The organism is Streptomyces sp. KL109B (assembly GCF_030766935.1).
Taxonomy (GTDB): Bacteria; Actinomycetota; Actinomycetes; order Streptomycetales; family Streptomycetaceae; genus Streptomyces.
The window spans coordinates 682,498-708,491 of record NZ_JASERL010000002.1; the positions used below are offsets into that span (position 1 = coordinate 682,498).

The 25,994-nt window shown below is 70.0% G+C and carries 23 protein-coding genes; 8 read left to right on the forward strand and 15 right to left on the reverse strand.

Features of this window, described 5'->3' with window-relative positions; all coding sequences use genetic code 11:
* Nucleotides 1-6: 6 nt before the first annotated feature.
* The 11 genes from RBJ65_RS08890 to RBJ65_RS08940 form a co-directional block, all read right to left on the reverse strand.
* Nucleotides 7-1,479 (reverse strand): nucleobase:cation symporter-2 family protein, encoded by a 1,473-nt coding sequence (locus tag RBJ65_RS08890; protein WP_372341459.1) that lies wholly within the window; start codon nt 1,477-1,479, stop codon nt 7-9.
* Between the two features lie 244 nt (nt 1,480-1,723).
* On the reverse strand, nt 1,724-3,109 hold the full coding sequence (locus RBJ65_RS08895; protein WP_306323942.1) for an 8-oxoguanine deaminase: 1,386 nt from the start codon (nt 3,107-3,109) through the stop codon (nt 1,724-1,726).
* Between the two features lie 43 nt (nt 3,110-3,152).
* On the reverse strand, nt 3,153-4,580 hold the full coding sequence (locus RBJ65_RS08900; protein ID WP_306323941.1) for a nucleobase:cation symporter-2 family protein: 1,428 nt from the start codon (nt 4,578-4,580) through the stop codon (nt 3,153-3,155).
* A gap of 87 nt (nt 4,581-4,667) precedes the next feature.
* Entirely contained in the window at nt 4,668-5,603 is a 936-nt protein-coding gene (gene pucL / locus RBJ65_RS08905; RefSeq protein WP_306323940.1) for a factor-independent urate hydroxylase, read from the reverse strand.
* A 5-nt stretch (nt 5,604-5,608) separates the two neighbouring features.
* Nucleotides 5,609-6,028, reverse strand: coding sequence for a hydroxyisourate hydrolase (uraH, locus tag RBJ65_RS08910; RefSeq protein ID WP_306323939.1), 420 nt, complete (start codon nt 6,026-6,028; stop codon nt 5,609-5,611).
* Nucleotides 6,029-6,048: 20 nt separating this feature from the next.
* Complete coding sequence (gene uraD / locus RBJ65_RS08915) at nt 6,049-6,555, reverse strand: 2-oxo-4-hydroxy-4-carboxy-5-ureidoimidazoline decarboxylase (RefSeq protein WP_306323938.1); 507 nt, start codon at nt 6,553-6,555, stop codon at nt 6,049-6,051.
* 172 nt (nt 6,556-6,727) lie between these two features.
* The gene (locus RBJ65_RS08920; protein WP_306323952.1) at nt 6,728-7,039 is read right to left on the reverse strand and encodes a helix-turn-helix domain-containing protein; all 312 of its coding nucleotides are present in this window, start codon (nt 7,037-7,039) and stop codon (nt 6,728-6,730) included.
* A 74-nt stretch (nt 7,040-7,113) separates the two neighbouring features.
* Complete coding sequence (locus RBJ65_RS08925; protein ID WP_306323937.1) at nt 7,114-7,386, reverse strand: hypothetical protein; 273 nt, start codon at nt 7,384-7,386, stop codon at nt 7,114-7,116.
* Nucleotides 7,387-7,435: 49 nt separating this feature from the next.
* On the reverse strand, nt 7,436-9,061 hold the full coding sequence (locus RBJ65_RS08930; RefSeq protein ID WP_306323936.1) for an ABC transporter substrate-binding protein: 1,626 nt from the start codon (nt 9,059-9,061) through the stop codon (nt 7,436-7,438).
* A gap of 1 nt (nt 9,062) precedes the next feature.
* Nucleotides 9,063-11,354 carry a hypothetical protein gene (locus tag RBJ65_RS08935; RefSeq protein WP_306323935.1) on the reverse strand — a complete coding sequence of 764 codons (2,292 nt, stop codon included), beginning with the start codon at nt 11,352-11,354 and terminating at the stop codon, nt 9,063-9,065.
* The gene (locus tag RBJ65_RS08940) at nt 11,351-12,139 is read right to left on the reverse strand and encodes a hypothetical protein (RefSeq protein WP_306323934.1); all 789 of its coding nucleotides are present in this window, start codon (nt 12,137-12,139) and stop codon (nt 11,351-11,353) included. Before RBJ65_RS08940 ends, RBJ65_RS08935 begins: the two co-directional genes overlap by 4 nt.
* Nucleotides 12,140-12,378: 239 nt before the next feature.
* On the opposite strand from RBJ65_RS08940, the gene RBJ65_RS08945 reads away from it, so the two are divergent.
* From RBJ65_RS08945 to RBJ65_RS08955, 3 genes are all read left to right on the forward strand, one after another.
* Nucleotides 12,379-13,215: a TIM barrel protein gene (locus tag RBJ65_RS08945; protein WP_306323933.1), complete on the forward strand. Its 837-nt coding sequence runs from the start codon at nt 12,379-12,381 to the stop codon at nt 13,213-13,215.
* A gap of 86 nt (nt 13,216-13,301) precedes the next feature.
* Complete coding sequence (locus tag RBJ65_RS08950; protein ID WP_306323932.1) at nt 13,302-14,198, forward strand: 2-hydroxy-3-oxopropionate reductase; 897 nt, start codon at nt 13,302-13,304, stop codon at nt 14,196-14,198.
* 196 nt (nt 14,199-14,394) lie between these two features.
* Nucleotides 14,395-15,852: a catalase gene (locus RBJ65_RS08955; protein ID WP_306323931.1), complete on the forward strand. Its 1,458-nt coding sequence runs from the start codon at nt 14,395-14,397 to the stop codon at nt 15,850-15,852.
* Between the two features lie 400 nt (nt 15,853-16,252).
* On the opposite strand, the gene RBJ65_RS08960 is transcribed toward RBJ65_RS08955, so the two are convergent.
* Nucleotides 16,253-16,810: a TetR/AcrR family transcriptional regulator gene (locus RBJ65_RS08960; RefSeq protein WP_306323930.1), complete on the reverse strand. Its 558-nt coding sequence runs from the start codon at nt 16,808-16,810 to the stop codon at nt 16,253-16,255.
* 87 nt (nt 16,811-16,897) lie between these two features.
* On the opposite strand from RBJ65_RS08960, the gene RBJ65_RS08965 reads away from it, so the two are divergent.
* Nucleotides 16,898-17,395, forward strand: coding sequence for a hypothetical protein (locus RBJ65_RS08965; RefSeq protein ID WP_306323929.1), 498 nt, complete (start codon nt 16,898-16,900; stop codon nt 17,393-17,395).
* A 117-nt stretch (nt 17,396-17,512) separates the two neighbouring features.
* Here the strand turns inward: RBJ65_RS08965 and gcl are convergent, their stop codons facing one another.
* The gene (gene gcl, locus RBJ65_RS08970) at nt 17,513-19,300 is read right to left on the reverse strand and encodes a glyoxylate carboligase (RefSeq protein ID WP_306323928.1); all 1,788 of its coding nucleotides are present in this window, start codon (nt 19,298-19,300) and stop codon (nt 17,513-17,515) included.
* Nucleotides 19,301-19,584: 284 nt separating this feature from the next.
* On the opposite strand from gcl, the gene RBJ65_RS08975 reads away from it, so the two are divergent.
* Together RBJ65_RS08975 and RBJ65_RS08980 are read left to right on the forward strand one after the other, a co-directional pair.
* On the forward strand, nt 19,585-20,277 hold the full coding sequence (locus RBJ65_RS08975; protein ID WP_306323926.1) for a hypothetical protein: 693 nt from the start codon (nt 19,585-19,587) through the stop codon (nt 20,275-20,277).
* Between the two features lie 71 nt (nt 20,278-20,348).
* Nucleotides 20,349-20,855, forward strand: coding sequence for a GNAT family N-acetyltransferase (locus RBJ65_RS08980; protein WP_306323925.1), 507 nt, complete (start codon nt 20,349-20,351; stop codon nt 20,853-20,855).
* A 58-nt stretch (nt 20,856-20,913) separates the two neighbouring features.
* On the opposite strand, the gene RBJ65_RS08985 is transcribed toward RBJ65_RS08980, so the two are convergent.
* Nucleotides 20,914-22,536: an AMP-binding protein gene (locus tag RBJ65_RS08985; RefSeq protein WP_306323924.1), complete on the reverse strand. Its 1,623-nt coding sequence runs from the start codon at nt 22,534-22,536 to the stop codon at nt 20,914-20,916.
* The gene (locus tag RBJ65_RS08990; protein ID WP_306323923.1) at nt 22,533-24,224 is read right to left on the reverse strand and encodes an AMP-binding protein; all 1,692 of its coding nucleotides are present in this window, start codon (nt 24,222-24,224) and stop codon (nt 22,533-22,535) included. Before RBJ65_RS08990 ends, RBJ65_RS08985 begins: the two co-directional genes overlap by 4 nt.
* Before the next feature lie 193 nt (nt 24,225-24,417).
* On the opposite strand from RBJ65_RS08990, the gene RBJ65_RS08995 reads away from it, so the two are divergent.
* Together RBJ65_RS08995 and RBJ65_RS09000 are read left to right on the forward strand one after the other, a co-directional pair.
* On the forward strand, nt 24,418-25,287 hold the full coding sequence (locus RBJ65_RS08995) for a helix-turn-helix transcriptional regulator (RefSeq protein ID WP_306323951.1): 870 nt from the start codon (nt 24,418-24,420) through the stop codon (nt 25,285-25,287).
* Between the two features lie 48 nt (nt 25,288-25,335).
* Nucleotides 25,336-25,980: a LysE family translocator gene (locus tag RBJ65_RS09000; RefSeq protein ID WP_306323950.1), complete on the forward strand. Its 645-nt coding sequence runs from the start codon at nt 25,336-25,338 to the stop codon at nt 25,978-25,980.
* The last annotated feature ends 14 nt before the right edge of the window (nt 25,981-25,994 follow it).

Sequence of the window (25,994 nt, forward strand, 5' to 3'; positions counted from 1 at the left end):
TGCCGGTCAGTGCGCGCCCGCTGCCGAAGGCGTGCCGCGCTGTTCCGCGATGTCGCCGCCCGACTCCATCGGTGACGTGACGTCGTCGGCGTCGCGTCCCTTGCCGATGTGGTTGAACAGCAGGTTGAGGACGACCGCCGCGACGCAGCCGGTGGAGATGCCCGAGTCCAGGATGATCTTCGCGTTCTCCGGGAACGCGTGGTAGAAGTCCGGGACCGCGATCGGGATCAGGCCGACGGCGAGCGAGACGGCCACGATGAGGACGTTGTTGTCCTTGTCCATGTTGGCCTTGACCAGGGTCTGGATGCCGCTGGCCGCGACCGAGCCGAAGAGTACGACGCCCGCGCCGCCGAGCACCGGGCGCGGCACGACGGCGATCAGCGAGGCCGCCATCGGGCACAGGCCCATCAGGACGAGGAAGCCACCGCCGGCGGCGACGACGTACCGGCTGCGGATCTTCGTCATGGCGACGAGGCCGATGTTCTGGGCGAAGGCGCTGCACATGAAGCCGTTGAACAGCGGGCTGACGGCGGTGCCGAGGGTGTCGGCGCGCAGGCCGGCCGCGATGGTCTTCTCGTCGGCCGGGCGGTCGACGATCTCACCGAGGGCGAGCATGTCGGCGGTCGACTCGGTCATCGAGACGACCATGACGACGCACAGCGAGACGATGGCCGCGCCGGCGAACTGCGGGGCTCCGAAGTGGAACGGGGTCGGGAAGCCGATGATGTCCGCTTCGCCGACCGGCGAGAAGTCCGTGGCGCCGAACGGGATCGCGATCAGCGTGCCGATCACCAGGCCGAGCAGTACGGCGATCTGCTTGACGAAGCCCGAGGTGAAGCGGCGGATGACCAGCACGATCACGAGAGTGACGCCGGCCAGCGCCAGGTTCTTCATCGAGCCGTAGTCCGGCGCCTTCGTGTCAGGACCTTGAGCCCAGCCGAACGCGACGGGCATCAGCGAGACACCGATGAGCGTGATGACCGTGCCGGTGACGACCGGTGGGAAGAACCGGACCAGCTTGGAGAAGAAGGGCGCGGCTATGAAGCCGAGCACACCCGCGACGATCACTGCTCCGAAGATGATCGGCAGCGCGTCGTCCTTGTCCTTCGTCGAGCCGACGACGGCGAGCATCGGGGCGACGCCCGCGAAGGTCACACCGTTGACGAACGGAAGCCGGGCGCCGATCTTCCAGATGCCGAGCGTCTGGAGGAAGGTCGCGAGTCCCGCCGTGAAGAGGCAGGCGCCGGTCAGGAACGTGAGGTCCTTCGGGCTGAGGCCGATCGCCGCGCCGACGATGAGCGGGGGCGCGACCACGCCCGCGTACATCGCGGCCACGTGCTGCAGGCCCGTAGTCGCCATCTTCAGTGGTGGCAACTTCTCGTCGACCGGGTGTTTGGTATGTCCCGCACTCGCTGCCGCGTCCACGGCCGGCTCGTCGGGGGTGTTGCCTTGCTTGGTGAACCTGGGCTTCGTCGCCACTGCGGCTCCTCCGGTTGTTTTCCAGCACCGGCAGGCCGCCGGCGCTTTTCGCTTCTGGGAGGTGGTGCAAGGTCGTGCTCTACGTACGCGTATTCAGTTGTTGTGCGCCCAGGTAGTGCTGGCCGCCCCGGGAACGTGAAGCTTTGGGCCACGTTCCGGGGCGGCACTCGGTCGAGCAGCCCGCTCGGCAGCTCGATCGAGTCCCCGGCCAGGGGCCGTCCCCCCTGACCGGAGTCTCAACAACTCAGCTCTCGGCGGCGATCCGCGCGAGTCGCTGCGCCTCCTCCCGCGTGGAGCGGGCGATGGCGTCCTCGTCGACGTGCAGCAGGCGGCTGTCCTCGACCACCGGCTTGCCGTTCACGAGGGAGAGGGTGACCGGTGCGGCCGCGCCGAAGACGAGCGCGGTGACCGGATCGGCGATCGACGCGTGGGCGAGGGTGTCCATCTTCCACAGCACCAGGTCGGCCAGCTTGCCGGCTTCGAGCGACCCGATCTGGGTGGCCCTGCCGAGGACTTGGGCTCCTCCGTACGTCCCGAGGCGCAGCGCCTGACGGGCGTTCAGGGCCGCCTCGCGGTGCGCGCCGAGGCGGTTGATGAGGAGGGCGTTGCGCAGTTCGGTGTGGAGTTCGCCCGACTCGTTGGAGGCGGTGCCGTCGACGCCGAGACCGACCGGCACTCCGGCGGCGAGCATGTCGGGTACGCGGGCGATCCCGGCCGCGAGGCGGGCGTTGGAGGACGGGCAGTGCGCGACGCCCGTCTTCGTACGGCCGAACGCGGCGATGTCGGAGTCGTTCATGTGGACGCTGTGCGCCATCCACACGTCCTCGCCGAGCCAGCCCGTCGACTCGAAGTAGTCGGTCGGGCCCATGCCGAACAGCTCGTGGCAGAACTTCTCCTCCTCGACGGTCTCGCTGCCGTGGGTGTGCAGCCGTACGCCGAGGCGGCGCGCCAACTCGGCGCCCTGCTTGAGGAGTTCCGTGGAGACGGAGAAGGGCGAGCAGGGGGCGACCGCCACCTGCGTCATCGCGTCGAAGGAGGAGTCGTGGTGCTTGTTCACCGTCTCCTCGGTCGCGGCGAGCGCGCCTTCGAGGGTCTCGACGGCGAAGTCGGGCGGCAGTCCGCCGTCCTTCTCACTGCGGTCCATGGAGCCGCGCGCCAGGGTGAAGCGCACGCCCATCTCGGAGGCGGCCCGGATGATCGATCCGGACAGGTCACCGGAGCCCCGCGGGAACACGTAGTGGTGGTCCATGGCGGTGGTGACACCGCCGCGGGCCATCATCGCGAGGGAGCCCTGCGCCGCCGCGTACGTCATCTGCTCGTCGATGCGCGCCCACGTCGGGTACAGCGCCACCAGCCAGTTGAACAGGTTGTGGTCCGTCGCCAGGCCACGGGTGATCCACTGGTAGAAGTGGTGGTGCGTGTTGACGAGGCCGGGTGTGGCCAGGTGGCCGGTGCCGTCGATGCGGCGGACGACGTTGGCGAGGCCCTCGGGCGCGTTGCCCGCGCCGATGGACTCGATCCGGTTGTCCGCGACGACGATGTGGCCCGAGGCGTACTCGGTGTCGTGCGCGTCGACCGTCGCGATGGCGACGTTCTCGATGACGATGCGGTTTGCCGTGGCAGGTGCCATGGTGCTTCCTTCAGTCGTGGTGACGTGTGGGCACGGCAGGACCCTAGGAAGATTTGAGTGCCGCGGTGGCGCTGGCGCTGCCGCGGGTGCCGAGATGGTGGAAGAACAGGTTGAGCGTGACGGCGACGAGCGCGCCGGCGCTGATGCCGGAACCGAGCACGGTCTGTGCCCAGGCCGGGAAGTCGGCGTAGAAGGTGGGCGCGGCGAGCGGGATGATGCCCGCGCCGAGCGAGACAGCCACCAGGATGATGTTGGAGCTGTCGTCGAGGCCCGCCTCGGAGAGCGTACGGATGCCGCTGACGGCGATCGAGCCGAACAGCACGATGCCCGCGCCGCCCAGGACCGGCATGGGGACCAGGGAGACGACCGCGCCGAGCATCGGGAAGATGCCGAGGATCAGCAGGGTGCCGCCCGCGACGGCGACGACGTACCGGCTGCGTACCTTGGTGAGCGAGACGACGCCGACGTTCTGCGCGAACGCGGAGGTCGGGAAGCCGCCGAAGATCGGTCCGACGAAGGTGGCGATGCCGTCGGTGCGCAGGCCCTTGGTGATGGTCTTCCCGTTGGTCTCGCGGTCGCAGATCTCGCCGATGGCGAGCATGCCGGCGCTGGACTCGGTCATCAGGACGAGCATGACGAGGCAGAGCGAGATGATGGCGGCGGGCTGGAACTCGGGGGCGCCGAAGGCGAACGGCGTCGGGAGCGCGGCCACGGGCGCCGACTTCAACGAGGAGAAGTCCGCCATGCCGAACGGGATCGCGGCGAGCGTGCCGATCAACAGGCCGAAGAGCAGCGCGACTTGCTTGACGAAGCCCTTGCCGAAGCGCTGGATCAGGAGGATGACGACGAGGGTGAACGCGGCGAGGGCGAGGTAGCGCATGTCGCCGTAGTCGGAGGCGGTCTTGTCGCCGCCCTGCGCCCAGCCGACGGGCACGGGCATCAGGGTCACACCGATGAGGGTGATGACGACGCCGGTGACGAGCGGCGGGAAGAATCTCAGCAGGCGGCCGAAGAACGGGCCGATGGCGAGACAGAAGACGCCGGCCACCATGACCGCCCCGTAGATGGCGGGGAGTTGGTCGCCTTTGGCGTTGGTCTCGGCGATGGCGAGCATCGGCGCGATGCCCGCGGAGGACGCGGCGTTGACGAAGGGCAGCCGGTTGCCGACGAAGCCCTTGACGCCGAGCGTCTGGAGCAGGGTGGCCACGCCCGCGATGAGCAGCGACGCGGCGATCAGCCGGGTCTGGCCCGCGGTGTCGAGGTGGACGGCCTGGCCGATGATGAGCGGCGGAGTGACGACGCCGGCGTACATGGCGGCGATGTGCTGGAGTGCGGCGGGGACGAGCCGCGACGGGTGGAGCTTTTCGTCCACCGGGTGCACCTGCGAATCGGTGGTCTCCGATTCGGCGCTCTCCGATGGGGTGGAACACGGGCCCTCGGCTTCAGCCGGCCCCTTTGCTGGCACTGCCATTGCTTTATGTTCCCTCCGGGTGCAGGCGCGCCCCCGTCGACTGCGGGTGGACGGGGGCGCGCTGCCGCGTCAACTACGCCTTTGGCGTCAGAGGTTGGTCATGTCGACCGGGATGCGCTGGTCCGCGCCGTCCCGCAGGATGGTGGCCTCGATCAGGCCGTAGGGGCGGTCGGCCGCCCAGTACACCGCGCCGTCCTTCGCCTCGTTCTCCAGGCCGAACTTCGACAGGTCCTGCCGGAAGTGGTGCTTGTTCGGCGCGGAGAAGCGGATCTCGTCGATCTCGCTGCGGTTGTTGATGACGCGCGAACCCATCTGGAAGAGGGTCTGCTGCAGCGACAGCGAGTACGTCTCGACGAAGGCCTGGAGGATGTGCTTCTTCGACTGCTCGTACGACTTGTTCCAGTTGGGCGTGCGCTCGTCGTTCTCGCCCGTCCAGCTGTGCCGCCACCACGTCGAAAGAGACGTGGCGAGGATGCGGTCGTAGTCCTCCTGGAGCGTCGTGTACTTGTCCTTGATGTAGCCCCAGAACTCGGAGTTCGTGGTGTTCATCACGGTCAAGTCCTTGAGCCCGGACAGGACTTCGAACTTCTCGCCGTCATAGGTGACCTGAACGAGGCGCGTCTCCTGGCCCTTGCGGACGAAGGAGTGCTTGACCTCGTCGGCCCCGATGAACTTGGAGCCCGCGTCCGAGCCGGCGATCCGCTCCCAGGAGTACTCCTCGATGCGGATGCGCGCCCGGTGGATGGACGGCTGGCTGTCGACGAAGTGCCGGGCGAGCTCGATGCCGTAGCCCTCCGCGGACTCGATGCCGTGCTCCTTGGCGAACGCGAAGCAGGTGTTCTTCGTCGTGTCCGTCGGCAGGCAGTTGGCGTTCGACCCGGTGAGGTGGACGTCGTCGAGGTCACCGCTGAGGGCGACCGAGACGTTCAGGTCCTTGATGTGGTGGGTGTCGCCGTCCCGCGTGATCTTTACGACTCGGTTCTCGGCCTTGCCGTACTGGTTGGATCCCAGAATCGTGGGCATGTCTGCTAGCTCCCTCGGTAAACGGAGTAGCCGAACGGGTTGAGCAGCAGCGGCACGTGGTAGTGCTCGCCCGGCTTGACGGCGAACGTGATCGCCACCTCCGGGAAGAACGCTCCGGTCGTGTCGCTGTCCCGATTCGCGGGGGCGTCCTGCTGCGCATCGGCTTGCTGGATCCGCGCGTTGGCGGACTTCTTGTCGAAGTACGCCTCGGTCTCGAAGTCGAGGCGTACGTGGGTGGTGCCCTCCGGCAGCGCCGGCAGGTCCTTGCAGCGCCCGTCCGCGTCGGTGGCGCTGCCGCCGAGCGCCTGCCACTCGGCGGCCGAACCGGCGCGTGCCGCAAGGGAGATGGCGACGCCCTCGGCGGGGCGTCCGATGCTGGTGTCCAGAATGTGCGTGGACACCGATGCGGTGGTCTCGGTGCTCATCAGGCGTTCGTTTCCTGTTCTTACGGCGCTTCTACGATGCGGGTGAGGCGGATGCGGTTGATCTTGCCGAGTTCGGTGCGGACGATCTCCCGCTCCTGCTCGGCGGTGTGGCCGATCCGGTCCTTGAGCGCATCGAGCATCTGCTCCCCGGTGGCGCCGGTGGCGCAGATGAGGAAGACGTGGCCGAACTTGTCCTGGTAGGCCAGGTTGAGTTCGAGCATCTCCTTCTTGAGTTCCTCGGAGGCGCCCGACATGCCGCGCTGTTCGCGCGACGACGTCGGGTCGCCGGGCTTCGGGCGGCCGATCGGCGGGTGCCCCGCCATCGCCTCCGCGAGGTCGTCCGCGGTCAGCTCCGCCATGGCGTCGTCACTGGCGGTGAAGAGGGACTCTGCTGAGGTGAAGGGGCGCTGGGCGAGGAGCTTGCTCCCCCACGCCGATGAAGCACACACCTCGTGGAGCTCGGCCTGGGCCGCGCTCTCGTCCGAGGCGTTGAACCGGGTCAGACCCGGCGTCGAACCTGAAGTCACGGGGTGCCTCCGTGGCCTTGTGCTGGACGGGCTGCAGATAGCTAACGCCCCCGGAAACACCACGTCAACAGTTTGTTGAAAACTCGGAGTTACAAAAAACCGCCGTCCGGATATCGGACGGCGGTGCGGAGACGTGTTCCGGAGGCTGCTCCAGAGGCTGAGACGTCCCAGGTCAGGAGGTCTTGTCCCTGTTGAGGTAGTTGTAGACGGTGAAGCGGGATACGCCAAGGGCTCCGGCCACGGTCTCCACACCGTGCCGCACGGAGAACGCGCCCCGTGCCTCCAGAAGCCGTACGACCTCCTGCTTCTGCTTGCGGTCGAGCGCGGACAGCGGCTGCCCCTTGGTGCGCTCCATCGCGGCCAGGATGTGGTCGAGCGAGTCCGCCAACTGGGGCAGTCGCACGGCCACGACATCGGCCCCCTGCCACGCCAGGACGACGTCGTCGGGGCTCGCGCCCGCGGGCGGCACCATCTCCCCGCCCATGGCGTCGACCAGCGGCTTCACCGCTGTGATGAAGGCGTCACCCGTGGTGTCCCCGGTGGCGTCCCCGGTGTCGTTCACGCGTCGTCACCCTTCCCCGTCACCGTCGCGTCGCCCACCACGTTGACCTGCAACGAAATCCGTGTCGCGCCGCTCGCGAGACTGCGGCGCAGCAGGGCGTCGACCGCGGTGAGGACCTCGTCCGCGCCACCCTCCGCCGTATTGCCGAACGGCCCCACGTCGACCTCGTCGAGATCCGCCGCCTCGATGACCCGGCGGGCCGCGAGCGCGTGCTCGGGCGCCTCCTCCAGGTCGAACGGCTCCGTCGTGAACTCCACTCTCAATCGCACGCGTTCAACCTAACGTGTGCGCGGCGATTACCGGGAGCCACCGTGACGATCAAAGTGCGGGGCACTTGCTGTGCGGGCGCTCGTAGGTCCGGTAGAGCGGGGCGCCGCTCCGGTTCTTCTCCGGGAAGGTCACGATCGGTACCGGTTTGCACACGGGCCACTGTCCGACTCCGGCGTTGTCCGCGTTCTCGTCTGCGTCGACGAACGTGAAGTCGCCGCCCGCGGCCTGCACGCACATGGCGCAGTCGTCCTGCGGGCTGCCCTTGCGCAGCTGGCCCTGGATGTCGTCGTCGCTGACCTCGCGGTCGCCGCTCTCGCTGGACTGCTTCACGGCGTTGCTCACCGCGGCGAGGGCGTCGTGGTACATCACGGCGTAGCCGTCGTTGAGGGCCCGCTTCCCGGCGTCCGTGAAGGAGCGTTCGTAGGCGCTCGCGAAGCGTCCGAAGTGCCGGGGCGTCTCTCCTTCGCCACGCTCCCAGCGGGGCGCGTCCACGGCCGCCGCCGTCACGATCCGGATGTGCAGCCGGTCCGCCTTCTCGCGGATGGCCGGGCTCTCGGTGACCGGGTCGCGGGCCGTGCTGACGCGCAGGATGCGCAGCGGGTCGTCGGGCCCGTACCGGCAGGAGCCCGTGTGGTCGATGGCGTCCACGAAGGGCTGCAGGTCCGCGTCGCGGCCGGCCAGGAACACCGTCCTGGTGCCGACTTCGCACATCGCCTCCACCGACTCCTTGAAGTCCTGCTTGTCACCCCGCTCCGGACCCTTTTTGCCCTGGTACGTCTCGATCGTCCGGCGCACCGCGTTGTTGGTGAGGCCGTAGTCCGCGCCGAACTTCTTCAGCATGACTCCGCGCAGGTCGGAGACGTACTTGTCGTCCCGCTCGTCCGCGATCATGAACGCCTTCTCGCGGTCGACGTCGGTCCGCTCCGCGTACTGCTTCAGGGCGTCGACGAGCTGGGCGTTGGAGGGCGACACCTTGAACAGGTACGGGTTCTCCATGTCGGTGGCGCTCAGCGCGGCGCTGACGGACGGGATCCCGGCCTTTTCGAGGCCGCGCACGGAGGCGAGGGTCCTGCTGTCGCTGTTGGGGAAGCCGACGGCGGCGACGACGGGAGCGGCCACGCCGTCCCGGCTCCGGGCGCTCAACTCCTTGACCACGTCCGGCCAGTAGCCGAGGTACTCGCCCACGTTGGCGAAGAGGAGCTGGATCGCGCTGCGCCTGGTCGTCGAACCCTTGTTGTGCTCGTACTGCGCGACGTACGCGCCCTGCAGCGCGTGCAGGATCAGCGACTTGGACATGGCCGCGCCTTCGGTCTTCTGGCTGTACGGCATGACGACGGCGACGCTCACCACCTTGCGGTGCGGCGACGCGCTCGCCCGCGCCTTCGCGTTCTCGCGCGCGATGCGGTCCAGGACGCCCTTCAGCTCCGGTTCGAACGCGTACGGCCGCGCGGTGACGCCGACGCACTCCCCGGCCTCCCCCACGCGCCGCAGCTCGTGGTCCGCGGTGCAGTAGGTCCGGCTGTCCAGGTACGCGCCGACACCCCACCAGGCCCCGCCGCCGACGAGCGCCCCCACCAGCACCCACAGCGCGATCACGTCGATCAGGCCGAGCACCCGGAACCGCAGCCGCCGGGGCAGCCAGCGCCAGGTCCTGCGGTCCGTCCAGCGCCTCACGTCATCCTCCCGTCCGCGGCTGATCGCCCTGCCAGCTGCGCTCAAGCGGCCAGTCCTCGCCGTCCCGCAGGGCCCGCGGCCAGCGGACCGCGGCCTGGGCGAGGACCGCACGCCCGGTCAGGTGCTGGGCGGAGAGGAACGACAGGTCCTGGCCGATCCGCGCGGTCAACACCCGGTCCGCCTCGGCGAGTTCGTCGGCGGAGTACCACAGGGCGTGCAGGAGGCGGTGGATCGCCTGCTTCTCCAGGCCCGCCTCCGGGTCGGCCTGGAGCTGCTGCCGGTCCCTGCGCCCCTTGCCGACCTCCTGGCACTGCTCGAACCACAGGTCGCCGGGCGGGCGCGGCGCGTGCGCCACGGTCCGCAGCGTGCGCAGCCACCCCAGGGCGTCGCCGTCGGAGCGTACGAACTCCGTGTGCAGCCGGTCGACGACCTCCTGGGTCTCGCCGCCGGACAGCCGGTGCCACAGGAAGCGGGCCCACTCGTCGCGCCCGGCCCGCCCCGTACGGCTCTCGGCGCGGCGCCTGTGGTGCTGGGCGAGCAGCCCGTGGGCGTCGCTCCAGCCGACGCCGCCCGCGCCGCGCCCGCTGCGCATCTGGTGCACGAGCAGGGCGCGCAGGAAGCGGTCCGTGATGAACGGCCGGCTGCCGGGCCCGCGCGACCAGCGCTCGCGTTCCAGCTGGGCGGCGACGCCGTCGGCGGCTGCCAGGTCGTCGATCCGCCGCGGCACCCACCGCTCGGCGAGCTGCTCGGCCGCCTCCCGGTCCCAGGCCAGCGAGAACAGGCACAGCTCGTCGTGGTTCTCGCTGCCGACGAGGGTGTTGAGCAGCCGCCAGATGACGGACTCGCCGGCGCCGCCGGGCTGGTCCAGGTCGAGCAGTTCCTCGGCGGCCACCCACTCCTCGCCGCGCGCCTTGTGCACGACGGCGTCGCACATGCGGCGGGCACCCATGGGGTGGCCGCGGGTCAGGTCGTGCAGCGCGGTCGCGATGTACGGGTCGAAGGTGACGCGCTCGTCGCTCCTGAGCATGCGCTCCAGGTGCTGGGTGTCGAGCGGCGGCAGCGGCAGCATCAGCACGCCCTCGGACGGCTCCTCGCTGTCGCGGCTCCAGCGGGTGCGCGCGCCGACCTCCTGGAGGGGCTGGCGGGTGGCCTGTGTGTACGGCGCGGTCTCCTGCTCGTCCTCGGGCGTCTCGTCATCGTCGTCGGCGTCCCCGCGCAGCTCCGTGGCGAGTACGACGACGGGGTCGCGGGCGCCCTTGACCTGCAACGCCCGCTGTTCCAGGAGGAGTTCGAGGAAGTCGCGGCCGGGGTCGGTGTGCACGTTGTCGAGCAGGATCAGCGGCCTTGGGGCGCGGTTGCCGCGCCGCAGCCTGCCGTAGCGCACGTCCCGGAGGAACGCGGCCATCAGCATGCGCTCGACGCCGCGCCGGAAGCCCCGGCCCTGGTGGAACTCCTGGCAGAGCCGGGCCACGGCTCGCGCGCGCTGCGCGGAGGGGACGCGGGGCGGTTCGGTGTGCGCGTCGGGCGGCATGCCGCGCAGCCGGTTGTCGCTCTCGCTGCGGTGGGTCTCGTACCAGCTGACCAGCTCGCGGGGGCCGAGCCTGCGGGTGCGGCGGCGGTACTGGCGGCCGAGGTAGGTGCGCACGGCCGCCTCGGGGAAGTCGGCCGGGTCGGGCGAGCCGCCCTCCGGGGGCGCGGGCAGCGCGGGGCGGAACAGGGCGTCCCAGGTGGGCGGGGGTTCGCCGGTCGGCCAGGGGCCCATGAGGGCGGCGGCGTGCCGGTCGGCGACGTCGAGTTCGTCGTCGATGCCGGGGCGCCGGGCGGAGATCACGGCGAGCAGTCCCGCGGTGGTCCTGGGGAAGCGCAGGCGGCCGAACCCGGCGACGGGGAGCGACAGTTGGCGGACCAGCTCGACCAGCATCTCGACCGTGTACGAGTTGTTGGCGATCTCGGGCCCCACCCTGGCCCGCTCCTCCAGGTCGGTGCAGTTGATGCGGGCGAAGGGGACGCGCGGTCCTGGGTAGGGGCCGGTGTCGGGGGCGTAGGCCCGCTGGAGGTCGTTGAGCATGGCGCTCTTGCCGGTGCCGTGCCGCCCGCTGAGCAGCACGACGGGCAGGTCGTCGGCGAACTCCTGGTGGCGGCGCCTGCGGTGGCGCTCGCGCTCCAGGCCGATGAGGCGGGGCACGAGCTGGCGCAGCAGGGGCTGGCGCGCGTACACCTCGGGTATCTGGTCGTCGGTTTCGGTGACGAGCCCCCCGCCGCCGTGTCCCCCGTGTCCCCCGTGGTCGGTCACGGCAGCCTCAGTATCTGCCGGATGAGTTCGGCCGCGAGGCTGGTCGCCATGTCCCGGCCCTCGGACTGCAGAAGGTTGCCCGCGCGCTCGAAGAAGCCGCGCACCGCGCTGTCGTCCGGCCGGCCACCGCTGCGGCTCACGTCGGTCAGCTCACCGGCGAGTTCGACGACCTGACGCAGTTCGCCGTCGCTCGCGGACAGGTCGGGGCGGGACGCCTGGACGAGCTGGGCCAGCTCCTCGTACGAGATCACCACCCCGGCCCCCTGCTCCGCCGGGCTGACCCGCACGGGTGTGGGCAGTTCCAGGTGGGCGCCCGCGTACTCCAGGTCCTCCATGGGGAGTTGGCGCCCGCAGTAGAAGGCCTCGCTGGCCCACAGGAAGTCCTCGGGGTTGGACCCGTCGCCGCTGCGGTGCTTACCGGCCCGGTCCCAGTACGCGAACAGGGCCGCCTTGGCGTAGCGCCGCCTGGCCTCCCGGTCGGCGTACGCCTCGTCCCAGACGGCGACCTCCGCGAGGCCTGCGGCGGTCGGGGAGACGAGGGGCGGGTCGGCGCCGGAGTCGTTGTGCTCGGTGAGCCAGCCGAGCGCGGCGAGGCGCTCCACCACATCGGCGACCAGGTCCACCGTGCACCGCTCGTGCGCCGCGAACTCGGCGCTTGCCACCCGGCTCGCCCCGCCCGTGCCGGTCCGCTCGACGAGCCAGCGCAGGAATCGCGCGGACGCGGCCCCCGCCTCGTCGTAGACCGGTGACAGACCATTCGTCGGAACCGACCTCGATCCGCCCATCTCCCCCAACTCCCGTGACCGGCAACGGGCGTTCACCTTCCCCGAACTTCGAGGCCAAACACGTGTCATACGCCGGTTTCTTGAACCTCAAACACCCGCGTGAACGGGGCGAATTTCGACGGACCCTCTTGACAGCCACGAGCCCTTACAGGCAATCTTCCATCAAGTAGAAACGAACTTCCGCAATACGAAATTAACGGAGTTCGACGACTTCGAAGATGAAGGGAGCGCCGACCCCCATGGGATTCGCAGACCAGCGCTTCAACGTCAACCTGTCGATCCTCTTCACGGAGCTCCCGCTCCTGGAGCGCCCCGCGGCGGCGGCCGCGGCGGGCTTCACGGCGGTCGAGCTGTGGTGGCCCTGGGTCGACGCGCCCACCCCCGAGCAGTCCGAGCTCGACGCCCTGCGCGCCGCGATCAAGGACGCCGGCGTCCAGCTCACCGGCCTGAACTTCTACGCGGGTCAGCTGCCGGGCCCGGACCGGGGCGCCCTGTCGATCCCCGGCGAGGAGAGCGAGAAGTTCCGCGCGAACATCGACGTCGCGGCGGACTTCGCCCAGTCCCTCGGCTGCACGGCGCTCAACGCGCTCTACGGCAACCGTGTCGACGGCGCCACGGAGCAGGAGCAGGACGAGCTCGCCCTGGAGAACCTGGTGCTGGCGGCCCGCGCCGCCGACCGCGTCGGCGCCGTACTCCTCATCGAGGCGCTGAACGCGCCGGAGTCGCCGAAGTGCCCGATCGTGAGCGCCCCCAAGGCGATCGAGATCGTGGACAAGGTGAACGCGGCGACCGGCCTCGGCAACGCCAAGTTCCTGATGGACCTGTACCACCTGTCCATGAACGGCGAGGACCTCACGGCGGTCATCAGCGCCTACACCGACAAGACGGCGCACGTGCAGATCGCCGACAACCCGGGCCGCGGCGCCCCCGGCACCGGTTCGCTGCCGCTCGAGGAGCTGCTCGACCAGCTGAAGAAGGCCGGCTACGAGGGCTACGTCGGCCTGGAGTACAAGCCGGGCGACGCCCCGAGCGCCGAGTCCTTCGCCTGGCTGCCGCACGAGCACCGCGCCGCCTGAGCCGTCGCCCGACGCCTCGGCGAGCACCTCGACGGGCGCCAACTCATCGACGTACAAGCCTTATCTGAGCTTTTGGAGTCACCCTCATGAGCAACAACCTCCCCAAGGTCGCGTGGATCGGTCTCGGCATCATGGGCTCCCCCATGTCGGAGAACCTGATCAAGGCCGGCTACGACGTCACGGGCTTCACGCTGGAGCAGGACAAGCTGGACCGCCTCACGGCCGCCGGCGGCACCGCCGCGAAGTCGATCGCCGAGGCCGTCAAGGACGCCGACGTCGTCGTGACGATGGTTCCGGCCTCCCCGCAGGTCGAGGCCATCGCCTACGGCCCGGACGGCATCCTGGAGAACGCGAAGTCGGGCGCCCTGCTCGTCGACATGTCGTCGATCACCCCGCAGACCTCGGTCGACCTGGCAAAGGCCGCCAAGGACAAGGGAATTCGCGTCCTCGACGCCCCCGTCTCCGGTGGCGAGGCCGGCGCGATCGAGGCCGTCCTGTCCATCATGGTCGGCGGTGAGCAGGCCGAGTTCGACGAGGCCAAGCCGCTGCTCGACGCGCTCGGCAAGACCATCGTGCTGTGCGGCCCGCACGGCTCGGGCCAGACCGTGAAGGCCGCCAACCAGCTGATCGTCGCCGTGAACATCCAGGCGTGCGCCGAGGCCGTGGTCTTCCTGGAGAAGTCCGGCGTCGACCTGAAGGCGGCCCTGGACGTCCTCAACGGCGGCCTGGCCGGCTCCACCGTGCTGACCCGCAAGAAGGACAACTTCCTCAACCGGGACTTCAAGCCGGGCTTCCGCATCGACCTGCACCACAAGGACATGGGCATCGTCACCGACGCCGCCCGCAATGTCGGTGCCGCGCTGCCGGTCGGCGCCACCGTCGCCCAGCTGGTCGCGTCGCTGCGCGCCCAGGGCGACGGCGGCCTGGACCACTCGGCGCTGCTGCGCTCGGTCGAGCGCCTCTCCGGCGACCAGCCCAAGTAAGTCCCCCCAGACTTCCGGGCCGTGGCGGCGCTGACACCTGTCCTGTCGCGCCCAGGCGTCGCCGCGGCCCGGAACCAGTATTCGCGTACCCATAACTTCAACAAACTGTTGACGTAGCAGTTCAGGGGTCCTTACGCTCCCTGACATCGACAGCTCCATCGTCAGCAGCAACTGCACGGAAGGTCGCCTCGAACCCATGCCGAAGCGTGTGCTCACCACCGAGTCCGGCGCCCCAGTCGCCGACAACCAGAACTCCGCCACCGCAGGCGTCGGCGGCCCGATCCTCCTTCAGGACCAGCACCTCCTGGAGAAGCTCGCCCGCTTCAACCGCGAGCGCATCCCGGAGCGCGTGGTGCACGCCCGCGGTTCCGGCGCGTACGGCTACTTCGAGGTGACGGACGACGTCACCGACTACACGTACGCCGACTTCCTGAACACGGTCGGCAAGCGCACCGAGGTCTTCCTGCGCTTCTCGACCGTCGCCGACAACCTCGGTGGCGCGGACGCCGTCCGCGACCCGCGCGGCTTCGCCCTGAAGTTCTACACCGAAGAGGGCAATTACGACCTCGTCGGCAACAACACCCCGGTCTTCTTCATCAAGGACCCGCTGAAGTTCCCCGACTTCATCCACTCCCAGAAGCGCGACCCGTTCACGGGCAAGCAGGAGCCGGAGAACGTCTGGGACTTCTGGGCGCACGCCCCCGAGGCCACGCACCAGGTGACCTGGCTGATGGGCGACCGCGGCATCCCGGCGTCCTACCGCCACATGAACGGCTACGGTTCGCACACCTACCAGTGGACGAACGACAAGGGCGAGGCCTTCTTCGTCAAGTACCACTTCAAGACGAACCAGGGCATCCGCTCGCTCTCGTCCGAGCAGGCCGCGGAGATCGCCGGCAAGGACGCCAACTCGCACCAGACGGACCTCCTCCAGGCCATCGAGCGCGGCGTGAACCCGTCCTGGACGGTCTACGTCCAGCTGATGCCGGCCGCCGAGGCCGCGGACTACCGCTTCAACCCGTTCGACCTCACCAAGGTGTGGCCGCACAAGGACTACCCGCTGCAGCGCGTCGGCCGCCTGGTCCTCGACCGCAACCCCGACAACGTCTTCGCCGAGGTCGAGCAGGCCGCGTTCTCCCCGAACAACTTCGTTCCGGGCATCGGCCCCTCCCCCGACAAGATGCTGCAGGGCCGCCTGTTCGCCTACGCGGACGCGCACCGCTACCGCCTCGGCGTCAACCACACGCAGCTCGCGGTGAACGCCCCGAAGGCGACGCAGGCGAACAACTACGGCCGCGACGGCGCCATGGCCACGAACGCCTACGCCCGCGCCCACAAGAACTACGAGCCGAACTCCTTCGACGGCCCGACCGAGACCGGCCGCCCGCTGGCCGCCCCGCTCGCCATCAACGGCCACACGGGCACGCACGAGGCCCCGGCCCACACGAAGGACGACGACTTCTTCCAGGCCGGTGAGCTCTACCGCCTGATGTCGGAGGACGAGAAGGGACGCCTGGTCGCGAACATCGCGGGCGGCCTCTCCCAGGTCTCGCGCGACGACATCGTCGAGAAGAACCTGGCCCACTTCCACGCCGCCGACGCCGACTACGGCAAGCGCGTGGAGGAGGCGGTCCGCGCCCTGCGCGAGGACTGAGCCTCCCGCTGGACTGCGTACGGGGACGGCGGGAGGTCGCCCCGTACGCAAGGCCCCGCAGCGTTTTCGTGACCCGGATGAGGGGTGGTCACGAGAACGGCTGTGGGCGGACGAGGACCGCGGCGGCTTGTGCAGCGTACGAGCCAGTGCGGTGGTGAAGGTTCACCGCTCCCCTTTCGACCTGAGGAAGGGCGAACGGAGAACCGTCGTACGACAGCCGCCGCGGTCCCAGCCAACTCCTGCTCTCCGTCCGGTGGCGCGCATGCATGTTCCGCCAGTCGCGCGCCGTCGGACGGCAACAACTCCCTCCCACCGAACCAGAGCCCCGGGTACGACGGTCCGTACCCGGGGCTCTTCGGCGTGCGCGAGGGCGCTGCCCCGAGCACCCCGTCACCCGAACTCAGTCGCGCGGGAGGAGGGAGTGGAGTCCCTTCCGCAGCCGTTCGGGCTCCATGTCCCGGTCGGTACGGAGGTGGTCGACGACGTCGGCGCGCATCGCGGTGAAGACGATGTGGGCCAGGTAGTCGCTGTCCGCGGCGGGACGGGCGGCGCGGATCCTCCGGCGCAGCTCCTGGATCCACCATTGGCTCGCCGGGTTGGCGTAGTAGGCGTCGGGGCCGCGGTGCTCCAGCGCCCGGATGAGGGTGCGGTTGGCGAGGACGAAGTCGAACAGGGCGTCGATGAAGCAGTGCAGGGCGTCCTCGGGCGGGCCTCCGGGGCCGAGGGGCGCAGGGCCGTCAACGGCGGCGTCACGCAGGGCGCTCACCCGGGGCGCGAGCACCGCTTCGACCGTCCCCGTGAGGCTGCCGAAGTGGCGCAGGACCGTGGCCTTGCCGACGCCGGCGGACTCCGCGATCCGCGCGAGCGTCACGCGGCCGCCGTCCTCCTCGCGGAACAGCACGTCGGCGGCGCGCAGCACCGCGGCGCGATTGCGGGTGACGTCCGCCCGCTCGACCACTCCCACCAACTCCCTTGCTGAAACGGTCCGTTGGTCCGTACCGTATCCCGAACCAAAACGGACCGACGGACCGATTCGAGGTGGGGCATGAACCAGGACGCTTCCGAGGACGCCGCCGAACAGGCCAGGGCCCAACAGGAAGCCGCCCAGGCGATGATCGATGACCTTCGCTCCCGGCCGCCCGAGCCCTACGCGGACCGCCGGCCCGTGCCACGCGTCATCGACGTCGTCGGGCGCCGCAGCGGCCTGCCGCGGCCGTTCGGCGTCAACGTCACCGCCATCGACGGGCACTTGTACGTGTGCTCCTCGACGCGCTCACGGGATTGGGTCCGCAACCTGCTGGCGGCCGGCCACTGCCGCGTCGAGCGCGACGCGCCCGACGGCGCCGATACCGAGCGCCGCCCCGTCCTGGCCGAGGGACAGGAGGCCGCCACAGCCCTCGCGGTCTATCTGCCACAGACCGGATACCGCGACCCACGACTGCCGTTCGAGCCGGACGCCCCGGTCGACGAGATCGCCCAACACGTCCACGCGACGGCCGTGCTGCGGCTGGATCCCGTCGAGGAGACCACGGCCACCCGTTGACGGCCCGACGCCGCGCGAGCTGAACCGCCCACGCCACCCACGCCCCCACGGCGCGGCAAAAGGCGGGCCCCCGGTTCGCGTGGAACCGGGGGCCCGCCCTGAGACGTGGTGCGAGTGTCAGACCTTCAGCGGGCGCACGGACGTGGGCGCGTGGCCCGGTTCCGTGGCGAGCTCCTCGAACTCCTTGACCGCGCTGATGTCGGCCGTCGGGCTCATGGAGATGTTCGTGATGCGCTCCAGGATCGCCTCGACGACGACCGGGACCTGGAACTCCTGGGCCATCTTCTTGGCCTGCTCGAAGGCGGTGCCCAGCTCGTTCGGGTCGGTCACGCGGATCGCCTTGCAGCCGAGGCCCTCGGCGACCTTGACGTGGTCGACGCCGTAGACGCCCAGCTCGGGGCTGTTCTGGTTCTCGAACTCCAGGTTGACCTGGAAGTTGATGTCGAGGCCGATCTGGGCCTGGCGGATCAGGCCCAAGTAGGCGTTGTTCACCAGGACATGGACGTACGGGATGCGGTGCTGGGCGCCGACCGCCAGCTCCTCGATCATGAACTGGAAGTCGTAGTCACCGGAAAGGGCGACGACCTGCGTGTCCGGGTCGGCCTTCGAGACGCCGAGCGCGGCCGGGATCGTCCAGCCGAGCGGGCCCGCCTGGCCGCAGTTGATCCAGTGCCGCGGCTTGTAGACGTGCAGCATCTGCGCACCCGCGATCTGCGACAGACCGATGGTCGTCACGTACCGCGTGTCCTTGCCGAACGCCTTGTTCATCTCCTCGTAGACGCGCTGCGGCTTCATGGGGATGTCGTCGAAGTGCGTACGGCGCAGGAGGGTCTCCTTGCGCTCCAGGTGCGAGGCGACCCACACGGAGCGGTCCGGCAGCTTCCCGGCCGCCTTCAGCTCCTTCGCCACCTCGACGAACAGCTCAAGGGCCGACTTGGCGTCGGAGGCGATCCCGTAGTCCGGCGCGAAGATCTTGCCGATCTGCGTCGGCTCGATGTCGACGTGCACGAACTTCCGCCCCTCGCGGTACACGTCGAGCTTGTAACCGGTGTGACGGTTGGCCCACCGGTTGCCGATGCCGAGGACGAAGTCCGACTCCAGGAACGTGGCGTTGCCGTACCGGTGACCGGTCTGCTGGCCCACCATGCCCGCGTTCAGGTCGTGGTCGTCGGGGATCGTGCCCCAGCCCATCAGCGTAGGAATGACAGGGGTGTTGGTGATCTCGGCGAACTCGACGAGCAGGTCGCTCGCGTCCGCGTTGATGATGCCGCCGCCCGCGATCACGACCGGGCGCTCGGACTCGACGAGGAGCTTGATCGCCTTCTCGATCTGCGCCCGGCTCGCGGCCGGCTTGTAGACCGGCAGCGGCTCGTACGTCTCCGGGTCGAACTCGATCTCCGTCTGCTGGACGTCGATGGGGAGGTCGATCAGGACCGGGCCCGGACGGCCCGAGCGCATCAGGTGGAAGGCCTGCTGGAAGATGCCCGGGACCTGCGCGGCCTCCAGGACCGTGACCGCCATCTTCGAGACCGGCTTGGCGATCGTCGCGATGTCGACGGCCTGGAAGTCCTCCTTGTGGAGCAGGTGCGTCGGCGCCTGGCCCGTGATGCACAGGATCGGGATGGAGTCCCCGGTCGCGGAGTACAGGCCGGTGATCATGTCGGTCCCGGCGGGACCCGAAGTGCCGATGCAGACACCGATGTTGCCCGGGTTGGCCCGGGTGTAGCCCTCGGCCATGTGCGAGGCGCCCTCGACGTGGCGGGCGAGCGTGTGGTCGATGCCACCGCTGGCCTTGAGGTCCTTGTAGAAGGGGTTGATGGCGGCACCGGGCACGCCGAACGCGTTCGTGACGCCCTCGCGCTTGAGGATCTCAACGGCCGCGCGGGCGGCGGTCATTCGAGCCATGAGTGCTCCCGACTCCTGCTGTGACTGCGTACGCCAGTGCGCCTGTGCGCCTGGCTGTACGTCTACGGCTACGGCTGTGGCTGTCGGATTCGCGCTCCCGTCGCGCCCCGCGGCGAGCTCTGAATTCCGTCTCCCCAGCCCCACGATCAACTTCCATGATGTGGAAACTAGGTTCTGCTATATGGAAGCAATGTAGAGGGGGGCTTTGGAGGCCGTCAAGGGTGGATGATGAGACGGACGTCGAGTCGATCCGTTTCCGGGGCGGGAGCGAGGGGGGAGTTGCCATGGCCGAGCCCGTACGACTGCGCTGTCCCACCTGCCGCCGCGAGCACCTGTACGCTCCCCCGGCCCTGCCCTGCGCCTGCGGCGCGCCCGTCGCGCCCCCGATGGTCCGCGACGCCGTCCCCGTACCGGTCTCCGACCGCACCTGGGACGACGACTGGGTCACGCTGCGCTGCCCGCTGTGCGGCCGCCACGACCGCTGGCCCCGGCCCGAACTGGGCTGCGCCTGCGGCACGGTGCTGCGCGTCCCGGTCCACGACGACCAGGCCCCGGCGCCCACCCACATACCGCTGCCGCGCACGGCCGCGCCGCCGCGTCCCGCGTTCCAGCCCGTCGCCATCCGCACCGCCCGCGACGCCGTGACCGCCGTGGCGCTGTACCTGCGCTGGCTCGGCTACGACGACGTACGCAGGGCCGACCAGCGCCCACCCTCCGGCATCGGCCTCGCGGCGCGCGGGGTGCTCGCGCAGGTCGAGCCTTCGGTGCGGCCGGCGACGCTGCGCGACGTGGAGTGCCTGTGGCTCCAGGCGATGACGGAGTCCGCGACCTGCGCCTATTTCTCGCTGGCCGGATACACGGACGAGGGCCGCACCCGCGCCGACGCGCTCGGCGTCCCGCTCTTCGTGCTCGACCTGGCCGGGGTGCCGCAACCGGTGAACAGCCCGGCGGACGAGCTGATCGCGGGCGGGGCGTAACCGGGCCTGGCGTGGGCTCGTGGCGGCGTAATACGGGTGAGCGGGCGCTCCGGCGCCGACATACTTGATACGTGATCATTCGCCCCGCCGAACCCGCCGACCTGCCCCGCCTCCAAGCGATCGAGACGGCGGCCGGAGAGATCTTCCGTACGCTCGACATGGCCGCCGTCGCCGACGACGCGCCGCCCACGATCGCCGAGCTGGAGCGCTACCGGCGGGCGGGGCACGCCTGGGTCGCCGTCGAGGACACCGGAACCGTCGTCGCGTACCTGGTCGCGGAGGTGGTGGACGGCGCCTTCCACATCGAGCAGGTCACCGTGCACCCGGACGCCGCCCGCCGCGGCGTGGGTCAGGCCCTGCTCGCGTGCGCCGCCGACTGCGCGCGCGACCAGGGCCTGCCCGGTCTCACCCTGACCACGTTCACCGACGTGCCGTGGAACGCCCCGTACTACGAGCGCCTCGGCTTCCGCCGGCTCACCGGGGCCGAACTCACGCCGGGCCTGCGCGCGATCCGCGCGGCGGAGGCGGAGCACGGCCTGGACCGGTGGCCCAGGGTGTGCATGCGGAGGGAGCTGTAGGCCGGCCCCCTGCCTCTGGTTGTCGGTGCCTTGGTTATCAGTACCTTGGTTGTCGGTTCTACAACTCCCCGTACCCCTCGCGGAGTTCCACCTTCCGGACCTTCCCACTGACGGTCATCGGGAACCGTTCGAGAAGGCGCAGCCGGCTCGGGATCTTGTAGTGCGCGAGCCGGTCGCGGCAGAAGGCGCGCACGTCGTCGAGGGAGAGCGTGTCCGCGGGGTCGCGCAGGATGACACACGCGAGCACCTCCTCGCCGTACTTCTCGTGCGGCACGCCCACGACCTGCACATCCGCGATCTTCGGGTGCCCGTACAGGAACTCCTCGATCTCGCGCGGCGAGATGTTCTCGCCACCCCGGATGATCATGTCCTTGATGCGCCCGACGATCTGCGCGTACCCGTCCTCGCGGACGACGGCGAGGTCGCCGGTGTGCATCCACCGCCCCGCGTCGATGACCTCGGCGGTCTTCTCCGGCTCGTCCCAGTAGCCGAGCATCACGCTGTACCCGCGCGTGCACAGCTCCCCGGGTTCGCCGCGCGGCAGCGTGACGCCGGTGACCGGGTCGATCACCTTGACCTCGATGTGCGGCAGGACGCGGCCGACGGTGCCGGTGCGCCGCTCCAGGTCGTCGTCGCGCCGCGTCTGCGTGGACACCGGCGACGTCTCGGTCATCCCGTAACAGATCGACACCTCCGCCATGTGCATCTCGGCGACGACCCGCTTCATCACCTCGACCGGGCACGGCGAGCCCGCCATGATCCCCGTACGCAGGCTGCTCAGGTCGTACGTCGCGAAGTCCGGCAGGTTCAACTCCGCGATGAACATGGTCGGTACGCCGTACAACGAGGTGCACCGCTCCTGCTGTACGGCGCTCAGGGTGGCGACGGGCTCGAAGGACGGCCCGGGGACGACGATGCAGGCACCGTGCGAGGTGGCCCCCAGATTCCCCATCACCATGCCGAAGCAGTGGTAGAAGGGCACCGGCAGACACACCCGGTCCTGCTCGCTGTAGCCGACCGTCTCCCCCACCCAGTACCCGTTGTTGAGGATGTTGTGGTGGGAGAGCGTGGCGCCCTTCGGGAAGCCGGTCGTGCCGGAGGTGTACTGCAGGTTGACCGGGTCGTCGCAGGACAACTCGGCTTCCCTGGCCGCCAGTTGCCCGGCCCCGACGGAGCTCGCCGCCGCCACGAGCGCGTCCCAGCTGTCCGTCCCGATGAACACCCGCTCGCGCAACGAGGGGCATTCATGGGCCACTTGACGTACGAGTTCCCGGTAGTCGGTACCCTTGTGCTCGGTCGAGGCGACGAGCAGCGAGACACCCGACTGCTTCAGCACGAACGCCAACTCATGGGCCCGGTACGCCGGATTGATGTTCACCAGGACCGCACCGATGCGCGCGGTCGCGTACTGCACGAGCACCCACTCGGCGCAGTTGACCGCCCAGATGCCGACGCGGTCCCCCTTGGCGATGCCCCGGGCGAGCAGCCCGCGCGCCAACTCATCGACGTCATGGTCGAATTGGGCGTACGTCCAACGGCGCCCGCTCGGCACGTCGACGAGCGCCTCGCGCTCCGGCCACGCCTCGGCGACCCGCCGCAGGTTGGCGCCGATGGTGTCGCCGAGGAGCGGCACCTCGCTGGTCCCGTGGGTGTACGACAACTCCTTTGCCGGGCTGGTCACTTGAAGTCCTCCTCGCGGTACTCGGCGGCCGAGCCCTTGGCGGTGGCCTCGCGCAGCTCGATACGGCGGATCTTCCCGGAGACCGTCTTGGGCAGCTCGCCGAACTCGATGCGGCGCACGCGCTTGTACGGGGCGAGGACCGCGCGCGAGTGCTCGAAGAGCAACTTGGCGGCGTCGGCGCCCGGTTCGTACCCCTCGGCGAGCACGACGTACGCCTTCGGGACGGCGAGCCGCAGCTCGTCGGGGGCGGGCACGACGGCGGCCTCGGCGACCGCCTCGTGTTCGAGGAGGGCGCTCTCCAGCTCGAAGGGGCTGATCTTGTAGTCGCTGGCCTTGAACACGTCGTCGCTACGCCCCACGTAGGTGAGGTACCCGTCCGCGTCGCGCGAACCGATGTCGCCGGTGCGGTAGTAGCCGCCCGCCATCGCCTCGGCGGTCCGCTCCGGGTCGCCGTGGTAGCCGACCATCAGGCCGACGGGACGGGCGGCGAGGTCGAGGCTGATCTCGCCCTCGTCGGCACCGGGACGCCCGGTCACCGGATCGAGCAGCTCGACCTTGAAACCGGGGCTCGGGCGCCCCATGGAACCGGACTTGAGGCGCTGGCCAGGACTGTTGGACACCTGTACGGACGTCTCGGTCTGCCCGAACCCGTCGCGGATGGTGATCCCCCAGGCCCGCTCGACCTGCTCGATGACCTCCGGGTTGAGCGGCTCACCCGCGGCGACGACTTCCCTTGGCGGAGTGCGGAGTTGGGTGAGGTCGGCCTGGATGAGCATCCGCCACACGGTCGGCGGCGCGCAGAAGGAGGTCACCCCCGCCCGGTCCATGGTCGCCATCAGCCGGGCCGCGTCGAAGCGCGAGTAGTTGTAGAGGAAGACGGTCGCCTCGGCGTTCCACGGAGCGAAGAAGTTCGACCAGGCGTGCTTGGCCCAGCCCGGCGAGGAGATGTTGAGGTGCACGTCGCCGGGGCGAAGCCCGATCCAGTACATGGTCGCCAAGTGCCCGATGGGGTACGAGACATGGGTGTGCTCGACGAGCTTCGGCCGGGCGGTGGTCCCGGACGTGAAGTACAGCAGCAGCGGATCCTCTGCGCGGGTCTCCCCGTCCGGCTGATACGTCTCGTCGGCGCCGTCCGCGTCCTCGTACGACAGCCAGCCCTCCGCCGAAGCCTCGCCGCCCGCACCGACGACGATGCGCGTGTACTCCCCCGGCACCTCACCGAACTTGGCGATGTCCTCGGGGCGTACGACGACGTGCCTGGCGCGGCCGCGTTCGACGCGGTCGGTGAGGTCGGCGGGGCCGAGCAGCGGGGTGGCGGGGATGACGACGGCCCGCAGCTTCATCGCGGCGAGCATCACCTCCCACAGCTCGACCTGGTTGCCGAGCATCAGCAGCACCCGGTCGCCCGCGCCGACGCCGTGCCCGCGCAGCCAGTTGGCGACCTGGTTGGAGCGGCGCCGCAGGGTGTCGAAGGAGAAGACGGCCTCGCTGTCGTCCTCCTCGACGATGTGCAGGGCGGTCTTCTCATTGCCGTCGGCGATGGCGTCGAACCAGTCGAGGGCCCAGTTGAAACGCTCGGGGCGGGGCCAGGAGAAACCCTCGTACGCCGCCTCGTAGTCCCGTGCGTGCCGCAACAGGAAGTCGCGGGCCGTGCGGAACTGCGCCGTGGGTCCGTTCGCCGTCGTCATGTGCGCTCCGTAGGTCCGTGGGCGGTCCGGGAAGTCCGTCCGTGGCCCGGGTTCCGCCTCATGTCCCGCTCCGTCGCGGGCCGTGTCTGACATCGTGTAGTGCGTGACGCAGGTCTCACCACCCCCGTACGGGGGTGAACGGTGCGCGGTGAGGTGATGAACGGTGAGCGCGACGGCCACGGACGCGGTCGAGATGCGCGGAGCTCTGGTGCGGTTGCGCCGGGGCACGGGGCTTCCCGTGGCGTTCGGCGGGTTGACCGCGGGCGCGGGACAGGTACGGATCGCCGAGTTGAGCGGCGCGGCGACGAACGCGCTGCGCGGCCTCGGCATCACCGCGGGCAACGGCCTCGGCGGCAAGGCCCTCAGCCTCGCCAGGGCGTGCGCCGTCACCGACTACCACGGCTCGCGGCACATCAGCCACGAGTACGACGCGGCGGTCGCGGCGGAGGGCCTGCACTCGGTCCTGGCGGTGCCGGTCGTCGTACGACGCCGGGTGCGGGGCGTCCTGTACGGGGCGCTGCGCACACCCCAACCACTCGGCGACCGGGCGCTGGACGCGGCGATGGCGGCGGCGCGGGACGTGGAACAGGCGCTGGCGGTCCGCGACGAGGTCCGGTCCCTACTGGACGTGACGCGGGCGCCGGCATCGGCTTCGGCTTCAGCAGCGGCAGCGGCAGCGGCAGCGGCAGCGGCTTCGGCAGCGGCGTGCGAGGACGGCGGCGGCGCCTGGGAGGAGGTCCGGGAGGCACACGGGGCGCTGCGCGCCCTCGCCCCGAAACTCCTCGACCCGCAGCTCCGCTCCGAACTCCTCGCGGTCTGCGGCAAACTGGCCCTCGCGGCGGACCCGGTACGCCCCGCGGAGCCCCCGGTGACGCTCACGCCGCGCGAGGTGGACGTACTCGCGTGCGTGGCGGCGGGCGCCACGAACGCCACGGCGGCCGACCGCCTCGGCCTCCGCCCGGAAACCGTAAAGGGCTACCTCCGCTCCGCGATGCGCAAGTTGGGCACGCATACGCGGGGCGAGGCGGTGGTGGCGGCGCGGCGGGCCGGGCTGTTGCCGTAACCACGTTCAAGCCCCGCGACGTAGGCAGAAGGAGAGGTGGCGAAGGACATGGTGTCGATGGACCGATACCTCGCGTTCGCGGCGATGTCACTACTGGTGATCGTGATCCCGGGCCCAAGCGTCCTGTTCGTCATCGGACGAGCCCTCGCCCACGGCAGACGCACCGCCGTGGCAACGGCACTCGGCAACGTCATCGGCTCATACCTGCTGGTCGTAGCGGTAGCACTCGGCATCGGCACCCTCGTGGAACGCTCCGCGGCACTCTTCACGGCAGTGAAACTCGCAGGCGCGGCCTACCTCGTCCACCTGGGCGTACAGGCATTCCGCCACCGACGCGACATGACGGCGTCGGACATCCGCGGCCCGGCGGGCCCCGCACGCGGCGACCTGCGCACCGTGGCCGACGGCGTACTCGTGGGGATCACGAACCCGAAGGGCATCGTGTTCTTCGCGGCGGTGCTCCCGCAGTTCGTGCACCAGGAAGCGGGTCATGTCACGGCGCAGATGCTGCTGTTGGGCCTGGTCCCGATCTCCATAGGCCTGGTCACGGACACGCTGTGGGGACTCACGGCGTCGGCGGCGCGCGGCTGGTTCGCGCGCTCGGACCGACGCCTTTCGATGATCGGCGGGACGGGCGGCTTCGCGCTGATCGGCCTGGGCGTGACGGTGGCGGCGACGGGCCGCGCGGACTGACAACGGCGGGCGGT